General features: G+C 65.8%; 16 protein-coding genes and 1 pseudogene. 1 reads left to right on the plus strand and 16 read right to left on the minus strand.

The window, feature by feature from the left end; genetic code table 11:
* Positions 1-219: 219 nt before the first annotated feature.
* The 4 genes and pseudogenes from QMN23_RS19710 to QMN23_RS15140 all read right to left on the minus strand — a co-directional run bounded on the left by QMN23_RS19710 (position 220) and on the right by QMN23_RS15140 (position 3,302).
* Positions 220-557, minus strand: a pseudogene (locus tag QMN23_RS19710) (endonuclease domain-containing protein).
* A gap of 132 nt (positions 558-689) precedes the next feature.
* Positions 690-1,145 (minus strand): hypothetical protein, encoded by a 456-nt coding sequence (locus QMN23_RS15130; RefSeq protein WP_282000166.1) that lies wholly within the window; start codon positions 1,143-1,145, stop codon positions 690-692.
* Positions 1,146-1,224: 79 nt separating this feature from the next.
* Positions 1,225-2,418: a saccharopine dehydrogenase family protein gene (locus QMN23_RS15135; RefSeq protein WP_282000167.1), complete on the minus strand. Its 1,194-nt coding sequence runs from the start codon at positions 2,416-2,418 to the stop codon at positions 1,225-1,227.
* A 335-nt stretch (positions 2,419-2,753) separates the two neighbouring features.
* Positions 2,754-3,302, minus strand: coding sequence for a helix-turn-helix domain-containing protein (locus tag QMN23_RS15140; protein ID WP_282000168.1), 549 nt, complete (start codon positions 3,300-3,302; stop codon positions 2,754-2,756).
* A gap of 308 nt (positions 3,303-3,610) precedes the next feature.
* Here QMN23_RS15140 and proC point away from each other — a divergent pair, with 308 nt between their 5' ends.
* Positions 3,611-4,429, plus strand: a complete 819-nt coding sequence (gene proC / locus QMN23_RS15145) for a pyrroline-5-carboxylate reductase (protein ID WP_282000169.1) — start codon at positions 3,611-3,613, stop codon at positions 4,427-4,429.
* 3 nt (positions 4,430-4,432) lie between these two features.
* Here proC and QMN23_RS15150 read toward each other — a convergent pair whose 3' ends face one another.
* The 12 genes from QMN23_RS15150 to QMN23_RS15205 all read right to left on the minus strand — a co-directional run bounded on the left by QMN23_RS15150 (position 4,433) and on the right by QMN23_RS15205 (position 16,473).
* Positions 4,433-5,275 carry a response regulator gene (locus QMN23_RS15150; protein ID WP_282000170.1) on the minus strand — a complete coding sequence of 281 codons (843 nt, stop codon included), beginning with the start codon at positions 5,273-5,275 and terminating at the stop codon, positions 4,433-4,435.
* On the minus strand, positions 5,250-5,462 hold the full coding sequence (locus QMN23_RS15155; protein WP_282000171.1) for a hypothetical protein: 213 nt from the start codon (positions 5,460-5,462) through the stop codon (positions 5,250-5,252). The genes QMN23_RS15150 and QMN23_RS15155 overlap by 26 nt, the downstream gene beginning before the upstream one ends.
* A 14-nt stretch (positions 5,463-5,476) precedes the next feature.
* Positions 5,477-6,301: a polysaccharide deacetylase family protein gene (locus QMN23_RS15160; RefSeq protein ID WP_432613078.1), complete on the minus strand. Its 825-nt coding sequence runs from the start codon at positions 6,299-6,301 to the stop codon at positions 5,477-5,479.
* 295 nt (positions 6,302-6,596) lie between these two features.
* Positions 6,597-7,283, minus strand: a complete 687-nt coding sequence (locus QMN23_RS15165) for a YggS family pyridoxal phosphate-dependent enzyme (RefSeq protein WP_282000172.1) — start codon at positions 7,281-7,283, stop codon at positions 6,597-6,599.
* Between the two features lie 39 nt (positions 7,284-7,322).
* Entirely contained in the window at positions 7,323-7,910 is a 588-nt protein-coding gene (locus QMN23_RS15170) for a Maf family nucleotide pyrophosphatase (RefSeq protein WP_282000173.1), read from the minus strand.
* Entirely contained in the window at positions 7,897-8,175 is a 279-nt protein-coding gene (locus tag QMN23_RS15175; protein WP_282000174.1) for a hypothetical protein, read from the minus strand. The genes QMN23_RS15170 and QMN23_RS15175 overlap by 14 nt, the downstream gene beginning before the upstream one ends.
* 41 nt (positions 8,176-8,216) lie before the next feature.
* The gene (gene trmFO, locus QMN23_RS15180) at positions 8,217-9,545 is read right to left on the minus strand and encodes a methylenetetrahydrofolate--tRNA-(uracil(54)-C(5))-methyltransferase (FADH(2)-oxidizing) TrmFO (RefSeq protein ID WP_282000175.1); all 1,329 of its coding nucleotides are present in this window, start codon (positions 9,543-9,545) and stop codon (positions 8,217-8,219) included.
* A 37-nt stretch (positions 9,546-9,582) separates the two neighbouring features.
* Complete coding sequence (locus QMN23_RS15185; RefSeq protein WP_282000176.1) at positions 9,583-9,990, minus strand: hypothetical protein; 408 nt, start codon at positions 9,988-9,990, stop codon at positions 9,583-9,585.
* 35 nt (positions 9,991-10,025) lie between these two features.
* Entirely contained in the window at positions 10,026-11,912 is a 1,887-nt protein-coding gene (locus QMN23_RS15190; RefSeq protein ID WP_282000177.1) for a tetratricopeptide repeat protein, read from the minus strand.
* 60 nt (positions 11,913-11,972) lie between these two features.
* Positions 11,973-14,270 carry a type I DNA topoisomerase gene (gene topA, locus QMN23_RS15195; protein ID WP_282000178.1) on the minus strand — a complete coding sequence of 766 codons (2,298 nt, stop codon included), beginning with the start codon at positions 14,268-14,270 and terminating at the stop codon, positions 11,973-11,975.
* Between the two features lie 62 nt (positions 14,271-14,332).
* Positions 14,333-15,415, minus strand: a complete 1,083-nt coding sequence (dprA, locus tag QMN23_RS15200; RefSeq protein ID WP_282000179.1) for a DNA-processing protein DprA — start codon at positions 15,413-15,415, stop codon at positions 14,333-14,335.
* Between the two features lie 53 nt (positions 15,416-15,468).
* Positions 15,469-16,473 (minus strand): LysM peptidoglycan-binding domain-containing protein, encoded by a 1,005-nt coding sequence (locus QMN23_RS15205; protein ID WP_282000180.1) that lies wholly within the window; start codon positions 16,471-16,473, stop codon positions 15,469-15,471.
* Positions 16,474-16,490: the final 17 nt, after the last annotated feature.

Below are 16,490 nucleotides of genomic sequence, written 5' to 3' on the forward strand. Positions count from 1 at the left end.
TACAGCTCCCTCTCCACTTCGTGGAAGAGGGCCGGGGTGAGGGGGCGAGCTAAGATTGCCCTCTTCCCTAGGGCACCTTCACCATTGCCCTCCCCCCCTACCATAAAGGAAAGGGCGGGGGGGACAGGCAAACGAACAGTCAGTATTCATCGAACAGCCAATCAATTGTCCCCCTCTCCCCTTCGTGGGAGAGGGCCGGGGTGAGGGGGCTCCCCCAAATCACCCCCGACAATGTCCCTGTATCACTTCGAGAACCCCTTCGACATTGGCAAGGATCTCATGATTCCAGAAGCGGAGAACGTAAACCCTTGCGCGTTCAGCCAGGCAGTCCGCTCCCCGTCTTTCTCAACCTCATGGACGTGCTGACCACCGTCGGCCTCGACAATCAGCCCTTTCTCGAAGCAGACAAAATCAGCGATAAAACGACTGATCTGTCCCTGGCGCCCAAATTTCAGCCCATCGAGCTGTCTGGCTTTCAGGTGTTGCCACAGAAGCCGCTCGGCATCGGTGGAATCTCTCCGGAGCGCTCTCGCCGCTTGTGTCAGGTTCAGCGGCATCAACCACCCTCCCCCCTACCCCCTCCCATAAAGGGCGGGGGAGCAAACCACCTCCAACTGTCTTACTTCTTGTGCCTTCCATAAAGAGGACCAACACCATGATCTGCACGGAGCAAACCACCCCGAACTGTCTTACTTCTTGTGCCCCTTGCCGTGACCTTTCCCCTTGCTTTTGCCGCGGCCGGGTCCCTCGTCGGCAGCCGGTGCCCCGGTAAAATGGAGATCGCCTCGCTTCAGGGCATGGAATTCGGCCGAGCCGGGCTTGATTCCCAACTGCTTGGCGATGACGCCCCACCCTTTGCCCTTGCTTCTCTGGTAGACGTCCAGGACCCGCTCCGGCTGTTGTCCGGAGAACTGGCCGAGCTGAAAGACCATGAAGGCATCGGCCGGTTCGCTCACCGTACGAACGATAGCCTGCACCTGAGCGACCGGCACGCCGAACTGGGCGCTGACCTTGGCGGAAAAGCCCGGCAGGTCGGCCCGCGCCTGGATGTTGACGCTGGAGAGGAAATCCTCCAACCCGCCGGCAAAGGCGGCCACGGGCACCAACAGCGAGAGCAGCAGGGTAAACAGCATCAACCGTTTCATTGCGCTACCTCCTAGTTGTTGTTAATGCTCAGCGAAGACAACAATCTAAAGAACGGGGAACGTCGCACGGACGACGTTTCTACAGCTCCGGCCACGCCCCTTCGACCACCACCTCGGGCAGCCCCATCGGTCCGAGCTCCTTGAGGAACACCTCCGGATCGAACTGCTCCATGTTCCAGACGCCGGGGGCATGCCATTTGCCGGTCAGCATCATGATCGCCCCGACCACCGCCGGGACGCCGGTGGTGTAGCTGATCGCCTGGGACTGGACTTCCTTGTAGCATGCCTCGTGGTCGCAGATGTTGTAGATGTAGACCTGCTTCCGCTGGCCGTCCTTGGTGCCGCGGGCGATGACGCCGATGCAGGTTTTCCCCTTGGTCAGCGGCCCCAGCGACCCCGGGTCGGGAAGGAGCGCCTTGAGGAACTGGATCGGGACGATCTTCTGCCCCTGGAACTCCACCTCGTCGATGCGGGTCATCCCGACGTTCTGCAGCACCTCCAGGTGCTTGAGGTAGTTGTCGGAGAAGGTCATCCAGAACTGGGCCTTCTTGATGGTCGGGATATGTCTGACCAGCGACTCCATCTCCTCGTGATAGAGGCGGTAGATGTTCATCGGCCCGATCCCCTCGGGGAAGTCGAAGACCCGCTTGGTGGAGAGCGGCGGCGACTCCTGGAAGGCGCCGTTTTCCCAGTGGCGGCAGGTGGCGGTCACTTCGCGGATGTTGATCTCCGGATTGAAGTTGGTGGCGAACGGCTGGCCGTGGGAGCCGGCGTTAGCGTCGATGATGTCGATCTCCTCCACCACGTCGAGGTACTTTTTGGCCGCCAGGGCAGTGTAAACGTTGGTCACCCCCGGGTCGAAGCCGGAGCCCAACAGCGCCATGATCCCGGCCTGTTTGAAGCGCTCCTGGTAGGCCCACTGCCAGGAGTACTCGAACTTGGCGGTATCGAGCGGCTCGTAGTTGGCGGTATCGAGGTAGTCGACGCCGGTCTCCAGGCAGGCGTCCATAATATGCAGATCCTGGTAGGGAAGCGCCACATTGATCACCAGCTTGGGCTGCACCTCCTTGATCAGCGCCACCAACTCGGGGACGTTGTCGGCATCAACCCGGGCGGTATTGATGGAGTTGTTCAGCTGGGCGGCGATAGCGTCGCACTTGCTCTTGGTCCGCGAAGCGAGAGTGATCTCGCTGAAGATATCCCGCCGCTGGGCGCATTTGTGGGCCACGACCTGGCCGACGCCGCCGGCACCGATTATCAGAACTTTGCTCATTGCATCCTCCACAGAAGGGCCGCCATCTTTGCGCCCTGACGCTGCCGGCTCGTCGGCAGGCTCCTCGACGTAGCGCTGCTACGCCTGCGGGCCTGCCTCCTCTCCGACACCGTCATCATCGCAAATCTGACGCCCCTGATTAGTCTGTTCGTAGTTTATACCTTTTAACCCGGGCCTGCGGCCACGTGATGACCCACGGCATGTTCCCCCGGGGCGAGAGATTTCGGCCAGATCGGCGTCGGCCCGCAGAAACCGTGCCGAGGCGTAGCAGCGCTACGTCGAGGCAGAGTTTCGAGGACACGGCGTCGAGATGGTCGGAAGACCTCGCCCCCCCCTTAATAGTAGAATGTGGGCGGTGTCACCACCCACAAGATCTTCGCCTGCCCCTTGCCGACATTCTTCACCGAATGCCGCTTATCCGAGGTGAAATAAAAGCACTCATCCTTCTTCACCGTGTGCAGCTTGTCGTCGAGCCGGAGCTCGATCTTCCCCAGGAGGACGAAGCCGAACTCCTCCCCCTCGTGAAACGGCTGCTCGTCCATCTCCTCCCCGGGTTCGAGGGTCACCAGCACCGGATCCATCTCCCGGTTCTGCGCCCCCGGCACCAGCAGCTCGACCCGGATCCGGTCATCTTCATTGCCCGGCTGGACCCGGGCATCCTTGCCGAACACCACGCTCTCCTCGTCGGTCGTCTCGCCGAAGAACTCCTGCATGCTGACGCCGAAGACGTCGAGGATATCCTTCAGGGTGGCGATGGACGGGGAGGTGGCATCGTTCTCCAGCTGAGAGATGTATCCCTTGGTCAGGTCGGCCCGGCTCGCCAACTCTTCCTGGGTCAGGGAGTTGATCATCCGGAGCCGCTTCAACCGCTCGCCGATCTTCAAGTGAACCTCCGTGTTTACAAATGCTAAACATTTTGTCAGATACCGAGTTTAGCATTTCTAAACATTCTGTACAATGACGAGTTTAGCATTTCTAAACTTTCTGTTTACCCGCCACGCACAAGGCGTGCTTTATAATACAAAGGCAGACGGGTGTCAACGTTTTTTTCTCCCAACGGGTATTTCCCCCAAAAACGGTCATTCCCCGGGCGGTTAGGGCGATTATTCGTATTGACTTTTTGCGGCGTGAGCTCTATTTCTACGGAGACGGATCAACGATGCGCACTGAACGACGGGAGGGATAGCAAGAGATGACGATACTTGCGGAGCGGAAGCTCGGTTTCATTGGCGGCGGCAACATGGCGGAGGCGATCATCAAGGGGCTGTGCGCCGGCGGGGTGGCGGCCGCGGCGATCACCGTCGCCGAACCGGTGGCGGCCCGGCGGGAATACCTCGCCGCTAGCTACGGCGTGCGGGTAAGCCCCGACAACGGTACCGTGCTGGCCGACTGCGACACGGTGGTGATCGCGGTGAAGCCCCAGGTCTTTTCCGGGATGATCGCCGGGCTGGAGCGGCCGGCGCTGCAGGAGAAGCTGTTGATTTCGATCATGGCCGGGGTGACGATCGACGCCATCGAGGACGCCTGCGCCGGACCGGTGCGGGTGGTGCGGGTGATGCCGAACACGCCGGCGCTGGTCCTGGCCGGGGCGACGGCCATCTGCCGCGGCGGCGCCGCCGGCGATGCCGACCTGGCCTGCGCCCGGCAGATCTTCGAACTGGTCGGCACCGTCTGCGAGGTGGAGGAGAAACTGATGGATGCGGTGACCGGGCTCTCCGGCAGCGGCCCCGCCTACGTCTTCACCTTCGTCGAGGCGCTGGCCGATGCCGGGGTCAAGAACGGCCTGCCGCGGGAGACGGCCAACCGGCTCGCCATCCAGACCGTCCTCGGCGCCGCCCGGCTGCTCAGCGACAGCGGCGACCATCCGGCGGTACTCCGCGACAAGGTTACCTCCCCCGGCGGCACCACCATTGCCGCCCAGGCGGCCCTGGAACGGCACGGCTTCCGCAGCGCGGTGCTCGCCGCCGTCGACGCGGCGGTGGCCCGTTCGGCGGAACTCGGCCGCAAGTAACCGTCAGAGCAGGGCCAGCTCCCGCTCGGCGGTCTGGAAGGCCCGCTTCACCCGGGTAACGAGGGTCACTTCCTTGACCGGTTTGGCAATATAGTCGAAGAACCCCTTGGCGAAGGCCCGCGCCTCCTCCTCGGGATCGGAACTCCCGGAGACCAGGATCACCGGGATGTTCCGGGTCTCGGGGATGTTCTGCAAGGCGTCGAACAGGGCGTAGCCGTTCAGCTTCGGAATCTCCCGGTTGGTGACGATCACCTGGGGGCCATCCGCCAGGGCACTTTTGTACCCCTCCATCCCGTCCTTCTCCACCAGCACCTTGTACCCTTCCTTCGTCAGCACGTCGGCCATCATCGTTTGCAGCAGCGTACTGTCCTCCACCACCAGCACCGTCGGCTCCCGGGCGGCGGCGGGCTCTTTGCCGAGATAATGGCGGGCGATGGCGACGATGATGTCGCGGCGGGTCGCCACGAACGGGTAGACCGTCAGCCCGTGCTCGGCGGCCAGGTTGGTGGCGACCGGCGCTTCGAGCGGATCGGCGACGGCGATCGCCAGCTTTTTCCCTTCCAGCTTGAGGGGAAAGAGGAGGTGCTGCATCGCCACCTCCACCGGGATCAGTTCGAGCAGCTCGCCGGCGAAGGTGTAGCGGGCGAAGTCCTTGATCACCTTGCAGCCGTACTGGTTGGCGAGGGCATAGGCCAGCTCGTCGCCGGTGATCAGCTCGATCTCCTCCAGGGTGGTGCCGAGCTTCTTGTTGAGCCGCCGGGAACGGGCCAGCGCCCGCTGCAGGGTCAGCTCGGTGATCAGGCCGCTTTCGATGAACAGTTCACCGATCAGTTTCTTCTTGGTCATCGGGGGGTTCGCTCCGTGTCGGGGAAGTGGGATTATTCAACGCTTCGTACAGGGCGATCTGCTCCGCCATCGAGAGCTTGCGCCGAGCGGCCGCCGGCCGGAGACAAAGGGCGCAGCGGTCGTCGCCGCACCACTGGCAGTGGCGGCAATCGGGGCAGGGATGCTTTTTGTCCGGTGCCCGATCCACGTCCCCACCCCCGCTCAATAGACCACGTGCCGCTGCGGCCCGTGCCCGGCCAGCAGCTGGGCGAACGCCTTCCCCTGGTCGGCGGCGACCAGCAGGTAGCGGGGGAGTTTCATCACCTTGTCCGCCGCCGTCGCGTGGTGCCGCTCGATGGTGAAGGTGGCCCGGTAACCGGCCGCCGCCGCCCGCCTGATCAGGTCGTCGTCGTAGATGCCGAAGGGCCAGGCAAGCATCTCCACCCGCCCGCCGAGCTCCCGCTCGATCTTCTCTTTCGACTTCTGCAGCTGCATCGCGGTGAACCGGTCGAACTCCGCCGGCTTCAGCCGCTTCCGCTCCTTCTTGAAATTCGGATGCCAGTAGGTATGGGACTGGAAATCGAACAGCCCGGTCTTCTTCAGCTCCCGCAGCTGGTCCCAGGTCATCGCGTACTTGGCGTTGGAGATGGCCGACGGGTAGATGAAGAGGGTCACCGGCACCCGGTATTTCCGCACCAGCGGCAGCATGTCGGTATAGATCGACTTGTGACCGTCATCGGCGACGATCACCACCGCTTTGGCCGGCGGCGCCGGCGCCGTGCCGAGATACCAGTCGACCAGCCGGCGGAGCGGGATCACCTGGTAGCCGTTATCGCGGAGATAGCGGAGCTGGCTCTCGAAGGTCGGCGTGGCAATTGTCATGCCATCGGCCACCACCGGCCCGAGGCGGTGATAGAGGAGGATCGGGACGCTTGCCCCCTGGGCGGCGGAAGGGGCCGGGGGGACCGGCGGGGCCTTGCTGATGGCGGCGTAGACGGGGCTGGCGCAGAGCAGGCAGAGGACGAACAACGAGACGAAACGGCGCAAAATCAGTAACCTCCGGGCAAATGAGTGACTGTATTTTTTATAACAAAACCGGCAATTTTCCGGAACAACAAAATAGCGCCGGCCGGGAATCTCCCGGCACGGCGCTTTCGCTATCCTCTTCACCACACGTCGCCAACGCAGGCAACCAGGCCGGCGATTCGCCGGGACGGGCCGTTAAATGACGAGTCCGGGAGCCGCTGGGGAGGGGGCGTATCGGCTTTTCGAAAAGCAGGGCAGACGCAAGGACTGCCCCGCCATGGCGGGAAGGTACCGGAGAGGGGAAATCGCCGGGCGGTCAGCCGCGCGCGCCGAAGACGGCGGTGCCGATCCGGACCAGGGTGGCGCCCTCTTCGATGGCCGCCTCGAAATCGCCGGACATCCCCATCGACAGTTCGGCCATCGTCACCCCGGGGATGGCCGCCGCAGCCACCACCTCGGCCAGCCGTTGCAGTTCGCGGAAATAGGGGCGCGCCCCTTCCGGGTCGTCGAAGAAAGGGGGCATGGTCATCAGTCCCCGCACCCGGAGGTGGGGGAGCGCCGCCACGGCACGGACCAGTTCGAGGAGCGCCGCCGCCGAGGTGCCGGACTTGGTCGCCTCGCCGGCGACATTCACCTGGATGAGGATGTCGCAGGCCGTGCCGAGCCGCCCCCATTGCCGGTCGATCTCCTCGGCGAGGGAGAGCCGGTCCACCGAATGGATCATGGTGACCAGCCCGGCCAGGTACTTGACCTTATTGGACTGGAGATGGCCGATGAAGTGCCACTCCACCGGCTCGCCAACCGCGCCGGCCTTGGCGGTGAACTCCTGGACGTAGTTCTCGCCGAACAGCCGCTGGCCGGCCCGGGCCGCTTCGGCAACCACGGCCGCCGGCTGGGTCTTCGATACCGCCACCAGCCGGACGGCGGACGGCTCGCGGCCGGCGCGCCGGGCCGCCGCGGCGATCCGCCGCTCAAGCGCCTGCAGATTATCGGCAATGGCCATCGTCTCTTCCTCTCCCGGCTCGCCGGGGCGCTCGGCAGCTCAGGCGCCGCCGAGCGCCCCGAGAAGCCGCAAGTCTTCCACCACTTCGCAGAGCGGCAAGCCGACGACGTTGGTGTAGGAGCCGTCGATCCGCGTCACCATGTGCGCCGCCCCCCCCTGGATGGCGTAGGCGCCGGCCTTGTCCATCGGACAGCCGGTGGCGATGTAGGCGCGAATCTCCTCCGGCCGGAGCGGCTTGAAAAAGACCCGGGTGGTCACCGCTTTGGCGAGCATGCTGTCCCGCGCCTTGTCGTAGATCGCGTAGCCGGTGATCACCTCGTGGGGGACGCCGGAGAGCTTGTTGAGCATCCGCTCGGCATCGGCGGCATCGGCCGGTTTCCCCATGATCTCGCCGTCGCAAACGACGATGGTGTCGGCACCGATGAACCAGCGCCCCTCGATCCGGGCCGCCGTGGCGAACGCCTTGTCGCGGGCGAGGCGCAGGGAGAAATCGGCCGGGGACTCGCCGGGAATGGGCTCTTCCGGAATGTCGCTGGCGGCCACGACGAACTCGACCCCGGCCGACGCCAGGAGTTCCAGCCGCCGGGGCGAGGCCGACGCCAGGACGATCCGCTCAGTTGCCGTCATGGTCCCTCTCTTTCCGCTCCTTGGCCAGCGCCGCACGGCGCCGCTGCAGCTCCTCCTGCTCCGCCCAGTGCTGTTTCCAGTCCTTCTTCCGGACGAAACCAAGCACCACCGCGCCGATCAGGATCAGCACCCCCCAGAAGATGTTGACCAGCGCCCGGTTGTAGATGCCGTAGCCGAGGGAGATGATCCCCATCACCACGATCAGCGCCTCCAGGGAAAGGAGCCGGCCGATGAGCGATATTTCCTGTTTTTCCTTGTCGTCCATAGCTTCTCCGTCGGGGCTCCGCCTGCTCCCCGTGGTCGTTGTCACGCCGGGGCGCGGCAGGCAGCCCCCCCAATCTCGCACCATTGTTCCAGTTCCGCCAGCGCCCGCGCCGCCAGCAACTGACGGCGGTCCTTCTTCTTCACCTTTCCCGGCAGTGGCGGAAACAGTCCGTAGTTGACGTTCATCGGCTGGAAATGCCGGGCGTCGGCGCGGGTGATATGGGCCACCAGGGCGCCGAGGGCAGTGGCCGGCGGCGGCACCAGCGGCGCTTCGCCCCGGACCAGCCGGGCGGCGTTGAGTCCGGCGAGGAAACCGCTCCCCGCCGATTCCACGTACCCCTCGACCCCGGTGATCTGCCCGGCAAAGAAGATGCGCCGCTCGCCCTGCAGTTGGAAGGTCGGGGCAAGCAGGGTCGGGGCATTGATGAAGGTGTTGCGGTGCATGGAGCCGAGCCGGACGAACTCGGCACGCTCCAGCCCCGGGAGCAGCCGGAAGATCCGCCGCTGCTCGGGCCAGGTGAGCTTGGTCTGGAAGCCGACCAGGTTGAACATCGTCCCCGCCCGGTCTTCGGCGCGGAGTTGGACCACCGCGTGGGGTTCCCGGCCGGTGCGCGGGTCGGTCAGCCCCACCGGCTTCATCGGGCCGAAGCGGAGGGTTTCCCGGCCGCGGGCCGCCATTTCCTCGATCGGCATACACCCCTCAAAGTGTATCACCTTTTCGAATTCTTTGGCCGGCACCTTCTCGGCGGCCAGCAGCTCGTCGACGAACCGTTCGTAGCCGGCCTCGTCCAGCGGGCAGTTCAGGTAGTCGTCCCCGTCCCCCTTGCCGTAGCGGGAAGCGCGAAAGACCGTCGTCAGGTCGAGGGAGTCGGCGGCGACGATCGGCGCAATGGCGTCGTAGAAGTAGAGGTCGGGGCCGGTCAGCGCCCGGAGCCGTTCCGCCAGCAGCTCGCTGGTGAGCGGGCCGGAGGCGATCACCACCAGCCCCGTCGCCGGCAGCTCGGTCACCTCGCCGCGGCGGAGCTCGATCAGCGGGTGCCCCTCGATCCGGGCCGTGACGTAAGCGGAGAAGAGCTGCCGGTCCACCGCCAGGGCACCGCCGGCCGGAACGCGGGTGGCGTCGGCCGCCGCCATGAACAGCGAACCGCAGCGCCGCAGCTCCTCCTTGAGGAGCCCGACGGCGTTCTCCAGCGACTCGCCGCGCAGCGAATTGGAGCAGACCAGTTCGGCCAGCCCCGGCAGCTGGTGGGCCGGGGAATATCTCTCCGGCTTCATCTCGTGCAGTACCACCGGCACGCCCCGCTCCGCGGCCTGCCAGGCGGCCTCGCAGCCGGCCAGGCCGCCGCCGATCACGGTAATCCGTTCGTCCATCCGTTCTCCTTCTGCCGTTGCCGTTCCGCTCGCAGGCTCAGTCCTGCGCGGGCCCGTCGTCAGTAAATTCGTAGCGCTGCAGCGGCGAGCCGGCCAGCAGCCGGGGGCGCCCCCGCTCCTCGTCCCAGAGGGTGAGGTACCCCAGCCAGCCGTTGTCGAGCAGCTCGCGGATATGGCCGATCACCGCCGCCGACGGCGGCTCGTGGAAGGCGTTGTAGCCGGAGAAGCCCCCCGGCGGGATCAGCCGGTAGGCGCCGTAGCCCCGCTTGACGCTCCGCTTGGTCACCGTCGCCAGGGCGAAATTCCAACGCTGTTCCTCGTACTTGGTCCAGCCGCAGATCGGGCACATCACCCGCCGGGCGCTCTGCTCGCCCCAGCATTCGGTATCGATCCGCGCATAGGCGAAGCGGCATTGGCCGCACCGTTCGTGCATATCTTCAAGCATGGTCGTTCCTTCGTTGCATCTTCGGGCGCCGCGGGCTAGGCCGGCGGCGCCGCGCACCAGCGCCGCCACATCTCCCGGAACAGCCTCTCCAGGTCGGCGGTAAAGGCGGTGCAGTCGCAGAGCGGCGAGGCGGCCAGCCGCTCCCGCAGCGATGCCCGGAGCGCCGCCAAGGCCGGAAGATCCGCCGCCAGCGCCGCGCCGCGGGCCAGGTAGTCGTCGACATCCCGGACAACCAGCCGGTCGAAACCGGCGGCGGCAAGGAACGAGGCGGTCTGCATGCCGGCCGGCCGGCCGTTCGCCAGCGTCAGCACCGGCACCCCCATCCAGAGCGCTTCGAGGCTGGTCATCCCGCCGGAGAACGGGAACGGGTCGAGGGCGAGATCGACCTCGCCATACTCCGCCAGCTGCGCCCCGTGGGGGGAGAAGCCGCGCAGCTCCAGCCGCCCGGCGGCAATCCCCCGGGCCGCGAACCGCGCCTCGTAATACTGCCGGACCTCCGGCACCTCCAGCGACCGCCATTTCAGAAGCAGCCGCGACCCGGGCACCCGCTGCAGGAGCGCCGCCCAGACGGCGATCACCTCGTCCGACACCTTGGCGAGGTTGTTGAACGAGCCGAAGGTCACCCCGTCGCGGGCCAGGGCCGGCAGGGGCGAAACCGGCGGCGCCCCGGCCGGCGGGGCGAAGCAGAAACGGCAGCCGGGGAGCCGCAGCACCGTCTCGCGGTAGAGCCGCTCGTCCCCGGCGGGCACGGTGAACGGGTCACCGATGAAGTAATCCATCGCCGGCAGGCCGGTGGTAGTGACGTAGCCGAGCCAGCTTGCCCGGACCGGCGCCGGCTGCGCCGCGAACACCGCCAGCCGGTTATAGGCGGTATGGCCGGCCAGGTCGACGAGAATGTCGATCCGGTCCTCCCTGATCCGGGCAGTCAGCGCCCCGTCGGCCCACCCCCGGGCATCGCGCCAGCCGGCGGCGGCCTGCCGCAGCCGCGCCGTCTGGTCGTCGTCCGGGCCATGCACCTGGTAACAGACCGGCTCGAACTGCGTCCGGTCGTGGGCCGCCAGCACCGGTTCGATGAGGAAGCCGACCGGATGGCGGTGGAAATCGGGCGAAACGTAGCCGATCCGCAGCGGCCGCGCGGACTCTCCCCGGAGGGGAAAGGCAACGGGAGTCGCGGCGGCAAGGCGCGCGCCGAGGCGCCGGTGCTCGGCGGCCAGCTCTTCCCCGCTGCAGTCGTCGAGATAGTTGAGGGTCAGGAGATAATCGCTGACAAGGGGATCGTCCGCCGGGGCCGTTTCCAGCAGCCGGCGGAGCAGCGCCAGGCTCTCCCGCGGCCGGCCGAGACGGCTATAGAGCCCGCTCAGGTTGCCGGCGGCCTCCCGGTACTCCGGAGCCCGGGCCAGCACCTGCTCGTAGCGGTCGACGGCCGAAAGGAGCAGCCCGGCATCGGCGAGGGCGCCGCCGAGGTTGGCGAGATAGAGCGGGTTGCCCGGTTCCAGCTCCAGGGCGCGCTCCAGGTGGGTACGCGCTGCCGCCGGCTGGCCGAGCATCCGGCAGAGGTTGCCGAGATTGCTGTACGCCTCGGCATAGCCGGGACGGAGCGCCACGGCCCGCTCCAGGCTGCGCCGGGCCTCGGCCGGCCGGCCGGCCTTGCGCAGCGCCACGCCGAGGCTGTTGTGATAGACGGGGAAGTCGGGCTGCAGCCGGACCGCCTTGCCGAGCAGCTCGATCGCCCGGTCGAGCCGTCCTTCGGCATCGCAGAGCAGCCCGAGCAGGTGGAGCGCGTCGGCGTTCTTCGGCTCGATCTGGAGGACTTGCCGGTAGAGGTCCCGGGCGGCGGCAAGGTCCCCCTGCCGGTGCAGGGCAAGGGCACTGCGCATCGCCTCGGCGACCTGGTGCTTTTTGAGGGGCCTGGGCTGGGTCATCGGGAGCGGACTTTCACGGCAACGGCAGCGGAGCGGCCGCCGGCCGGCCCGCGGCGGACGTTATTTGCTGCCGCCGCTCTTGTAATCGCACCCTTCCTTCGGACACTTGAGGAACTCCCCTTCCCGCTTGTAGACTTTCTTCACCAGGAGCGGGAAGCCGCACTTCGGGCAGGGGCCGGGCTGGGGCGGGTCCCAGAGGGCGAACTTGCACTGGGGGTAGCGGTTGCAGGAGTAGAACATCTTGCCGTAGCGGGACTTCTTCTCGGTCAGTTCCCCTTCCCCGCATTCCGGGCAGGTGAAACCGGTCCCCTTCGGCTTCACCAGAGGCTGGATGTTTTTGCAGGCCGGGTAGGCCGAGCAGGCGAGGTATTTGCCGAACCGGCCGTCCTTGACCAGCATCGGGCTGCCACACTTGTCGCACTTCTCCTCGGAAAAGACCGGCTCGGTCGGCTCGCCGGCCGGCTGCTCGATGTTGCGGGTGTAGGTGCACCCCTCCTTGTAGCCGGAGCAGGCGATGAATTTCCCCCGCTTGCCGAGCTTGACCACCAGCGGCCGGCCGCAGTCGGGGCAGAGCTCGTCGGTGGCCTCGGTGGTCAGGTCCGACTTGCTGACCTCCCCTTCCTTCTGCTTCAGCAGGGCGCTGAACGGTCCCCAGAATTCGTGGAGCAGCGGCTTCCAGCGCTTTTCGCCGCGGGAAACCTGGTCCAGCTCCTCTTCGAGGGTGGCGGTGAAGTTGTAATCGACGTAGCGGGTGAAGTGGTTGACCAGGAGGTCGTTGACCACCATCCCCACATCCTCGGGGAAGAAGCGTTTGCTGTCGAGACGGGCGTACTTCCGCTCCACCAGGGTGTTCATGATCGAGGCGTAGGTGGAGGGCCGGCCGATGCCATACTCCTCCAGGGTCTTCACCAGGCTCGCCTCGGTGTAGCGCGGCGGCGGCTGGGTGAAGTGCTGCTCGGGCAGCAGCTTCTGCAGATCCAGCGACTCCCCTTCGGCAAGCAGCGGGAGCTTCTGCTCCTTGTCGTCACCCTTGCCTTTCGGCTCCTCAACGTCGGAAGCCGCATCGGTCCCTTCGATGTAAAGCTTCATGAAGCCGGGGAAGCGGATCACCGTGCCGGCGGCCCGGAACCGGTACCCCTCGCCGACGCCGATATCCACCGAGGTCTGGTCCAGGAGCGCCTCGGCCATCTGGCAGGCGACGGTCCGCTTCCAGATCAGGTCGTAAAGCCTGAACTGGTCGGAGCTGAGATATTTCTTCAGTTCAGCCGGGGTCTTGGCGATATAGGTGGGGCGGATCGCCTCGTGGGCCTCCTGGGCGTTCTTTGCCTTGTTCTTGAAGAAGCGGGGTTTGGCGAGGGTGTATTCCTTGCCGTAGAGGGCGCCGATCACCTCGTGGGCCTCTTGGAGGGCCTGGTTGGAAAGGACCACGCTATCGGTACGCATATAGGTAATGAGGCCGACGGTCCCCTCGCCGATGTTGATCCCCTCGTAGAGCTTCTGGGCCGTGGACATGGTCTTCTTGGCCGAGAAACCGAGCTTCCGGGAGGCCTCCTGCTGCAGGGTGGAGGTGGTGAACGGCGGCGCGGGCGAGCGTTTCCGCTCGCTCTTGGTGATTTTGTCGACCCGGTAGGTTCCCTGTGCCAGGGTCTTTACCAGGAGCTCTGCCGCGGCTTGGTCCGGAATATCGAACTTGTCCAGCTTCTTGCCGGCCGCCTCCACCAGGTTGGCGGTGAACTTCTGCCGCCGCTCCGTCGCCAGTTCGGCGCCGATGGTCCAGTATTCCCGCTCCTGGAAGGCCTTGATCTCCTTCTCCCGCTCGCAGATCAGTCGGAGTGCCACCGACTGGACCCGACCGGCGGAGAGGCCGTAGCGGATCTTTTTCCAGAGGAAGGGGGAGAGGTTGAAGCCGACCAGGTAGTCGAGGATCGACCGGGCCTGCTGGGCGTCCACCAGCTCCTGGGAAATATCGCGGGGGTTTTCCACCGCGTGAACGATGGCGTCTTTGGTGATTTCGTGGAAGACCACCCGCCGGACCGGGATAGCACTCTTCCGGCCGTCGAGGCCAAGGGCCGCCAGCAGGTGCCAGGAGATCGCCTCCCCTTCGCGGTCGGGGTCAGTAGCGAGAAGCAGGCTGTCGCTCTGTTTCAGCTCTTTCTTGATGGCATCGATATGCTTCTTGCTCTCGGGAAGGATCGCGTACTTCGGCTCGAAGTCGTGCTCCAGGTCGACGGACCCCTGCTTGCTCGGCAGGGCCCGGACATGGCCGTAGGAGGCGACGACCCGGTAGTCATGGCCGAGAAACTTTTCGATGGTTTTCGCCTTGGCCGGCGATTCGACGATCACGAGGTGTTGAGGCATAGGCTCATCCGTAGCCGCAGCGCAGTCACCGCTGGGACCGCTACCACAGTTGGTATTTTGACTCAAAGCGCGGCAAAAAACTTGCCGGGGAGCTGGTTTAGGACGCCTTTCAGCTCCAGGCGGAGTAAAATAGCGGAAACATCCCCCACTGTCAACGAGCTTCTGGCAATGATCTCGTCGATATGGACCGGTTCGCCGCAGCAGATCCGGTAGAGCTCCTGCTCGGCAGGAGCCAGATCGGGGGGGACGGCCGCCGGCGGGAACGCGGCCGCGGCTGCCGCCGACCGGGGAAGCTCCTCCAGGATATCTTCGACCCCGGCGACCAGTTTCGCCCCCTCGCGGATCAGGGCGTTGGTGCCGCGGCTGGCGCCGCTGGTGATGTTGCCCGGAATGGCGAAAACCTCCCGCCCCTGATCGAGGGCCAGCCGGGCGGTGATCAGCGAGCCGCTCTGCTCCGCCGCCTCGACGACCAGCACGCCACGACAGATGCCGCTGATGATCCGGTTGCGCCGCGGGAAGTTCTCGGCCAGCGGCGGGGTGCCGAGGGGAAATTCGGAAACCAGGGCGCCGTGGCGTTCCACCTCCCGGAACAGCTCGGCATTCTCCGGCGGATAGACCAGGTCGACCCCGCAGCCGAGCACGCCGACCGTCCGCCCGCCCCCCCGCAGGGCGCCCCGGTGGGCCGCCGTGTCGACCCCGCGGGCCATGCCGGAGACCACCGTCACTCCGTGGCGGGCCAAGTCCTCCGCCAGCCGCTCGGTCACCGTCCGGCCATAGCTGGAGGCGCGGCGCGAACCGACCATCGCCACCGCCGGTTCAAGCGGCGCCAGCGCCCCCTTGACATAGAGAAAGGGCGGCGGATCGGCGATCTCCAGCAACAGCGGCGGGTAATCGGCATCGAGCAGGGTAACGATCCTCACCCCGCCGCGCGCCACCGCCCGGCACTCCGCGGCGGCGAACGGTTCGGGGTCGTGCCGGCGGATCGCCTCGACGACCGCCTCGCTGACCCCACGGACCGTGGCCAGTTCTGCAGTACCGGCCCGGAACACCGCTTCCGGCGAGCCGAACCGTTCGACCAGCCGGCGGAAGAGGATATTGCCGATCCGGGGAACGGCGCGCAAGGCAAACCAGTAATAATGATCCATGGGAAGGTGACGAAAAAGGGGACCGACGGCGGCCGGTCCCCTTTCCGGAGATGTTATCTGCTCTTCTTCATTTCGACGCGATCACCGCGATAGATGGTGTCGATGCTTTTGACCACCAGGGCTGTCGAGGTGTTTTCCCCCGTCGTCACCACGACGACTGCCCCGATCACCTCGGGGGGGAGCTTGCCGACCGAAATGTCCGCATAGCGCGGATCGGGCGTCACTTCCCGGAGGACATAGAAGAAATACCCCGGCAGCATCCCCTGGCGCTTGCCGAGATCGAGGAAGACGAGATCGCCCTCGCCGATGAGGTTGTTGCCGGTGCCGGAGGCGACGATGTAGCCCGACAGGTCCTTGTCCGCCGCCCGGAGCGCGACCTGGTGGCGCTTTTCCCGGTAGGGGAGCAGGAAGGAGCCGGGGCCGACCTCCTGGTACGCCCGGGTGATGATCGCCTTGGAATTCTTGTCATCGACCTCGGTCAGCTGCAGGGTACCGAGGGGGACGACCCGCTCGCCGAGGATCACGTTAGTGACCGGATGGCTGACCTGCTCCATCTCCTTGTAAATGGAGAAGCGGTCGCCGACCTGGGCGCCATGGAGCCGACCGATGTCCGTGTAGGCAATGTCGTCCGTACCGAGCAGCTGGCGGTTCTGGGCGGTGCTGATGATCGTTCCGGCCGGCTTGAAGCCGTCTTCCCGCAGGAAGCCTTCGCTGCCGGTGACCTGGAAGGTCCGCTCCGCCACCGGTTCCTCGGAGAGCGCGGCGACCGGGGCGACGCCGGCGGTCCGTGGCTGCCGCGGCTCGATTTCGAGCCGGTCGGGATAAACCTTCAACCGGTCGCCGGGGAAGATGAAATGGGGGTTGCCGATGGTCGGATTTCTCGCCCAGAGGTTGGGCCAGTAGTACGGATCGTTCAAAAACCGCTCCGAAAGCCCCCAGAGGGTATCGCCCTTCTGAATGACGTAGACCGTCGGCTCATCCGCCGCGGCCAGCGCCGCCGGCAGGGGAAGGAAGGAAAGAGTCATCAGGCAGAGGATGGCGGACAGCAACTTTTTCATACTCACCTCGCGGTCAC

The organism is Geotalea uraniireducens, from assembly GCF_027943965.1.
In the GTDB taxonomy this organism is placed as follows: Bacteria; Desulfobacterota; Desulfuromonadia; order Geobacterales; family Geobacteraceae; genus Geobacter; species Geobacter uraniireducens.

Excerpts from the sequence above, each read along its gene's own strand:
- QMN23_RS15130 (WP_282000166.1), bottom strand. The coding sequence starts at position 1,145 with ATGAAACGGTTGATGCTGTTTACCCTGCTGCTCTCGCTGTTGGTGCCC.
- QMN23_RS15135 (WP_282000167.1), bottom strand. The coding sequence starts at position 2,418 with ATGAGCAAAGTTCTGATAATCGGTGCCGGCGGCGTCGGCCAGGTCGTG.
- proC (WP_282000169.1), top strand. The coding sequence starts at position 3,611 with ATGACGATACTTGCGGAGCGGAAGCTCGGTTTCATTGGCGGCGGCAAC.
- QMN23_RS15150 (WP_282000170.1), bottom strand. The coding sequence starts at position 5,275 with ATGACCAAGAAGAAACTGATCGGTGAACTGTTCATCGAAAGCGGCCTG.
- QMN23_RS15165 (WP_282000172.1), bottom strand. The coding sequence starts at position 7,283 with ATGGCCATTGCCGATAATCTGCAGGCGCTTGAGCGGCGGATCGCCGCG.
- QMN23_RS15170 (WP_282000173.1), bottom strand. The coding sequence starts at position 7,910 with ATGACGGCAACTGAGCGGATCGTCCTGGCGTCGGCCTCGCCCCGGCGG.
- QMN23_RS15175 (WP_282000174.1), bottom strand. The coding sequence starts at position 8,175 with ATGGACGACAAGGAAAAACAGGAAATATCGCTCATCGGCCGGCTCCTT.
- trmFO (WP_282000175.1), bottom strand. The coding sequence starts at position 9,545 with ATGGACGAACGGATTACCGTGATCGGCGGCGGCCTGGCCGGCTGCGAG.
- QMN23_RS15185 (WP_282000176.1), bottom strand. The coding sequence starts at position 9,990 with ATGCTTGAAGATATGCACGAACGGTGCGGCCAATGCCGCTTCGCCTAT.
- QMN23_RS15190 (WP_282000177.1), bottom strand. The coding sequence starts at position 11,912 with ATGACCCAGCCCAGGCCCCTCAAAAAGCACCAGGTCGCCGAGGCGATG.
- topA (WP_282000178.1), bottom strand. The coding sequence starts at position 14,270 with ATGCCTCAACACCTCGTGATCGTCGAATCGCCGGCCAAGGCGAAAACC.
- dprA (WP_282000179.1), bottom strand. The coding sequence starts at position 15,415 with ATGGATCATTATTACTGGTTTGCCTTGCGCGCCGTTCCCCGGATCGGC.
- QMN23_RS15205 (WP_282000180.1), bottom strand. The coding sequence starts at position 16,473 with ATGAAAAAGTTGCTGTCCGCCATCCTCTGCCTGATGACTCTTTCCTTC.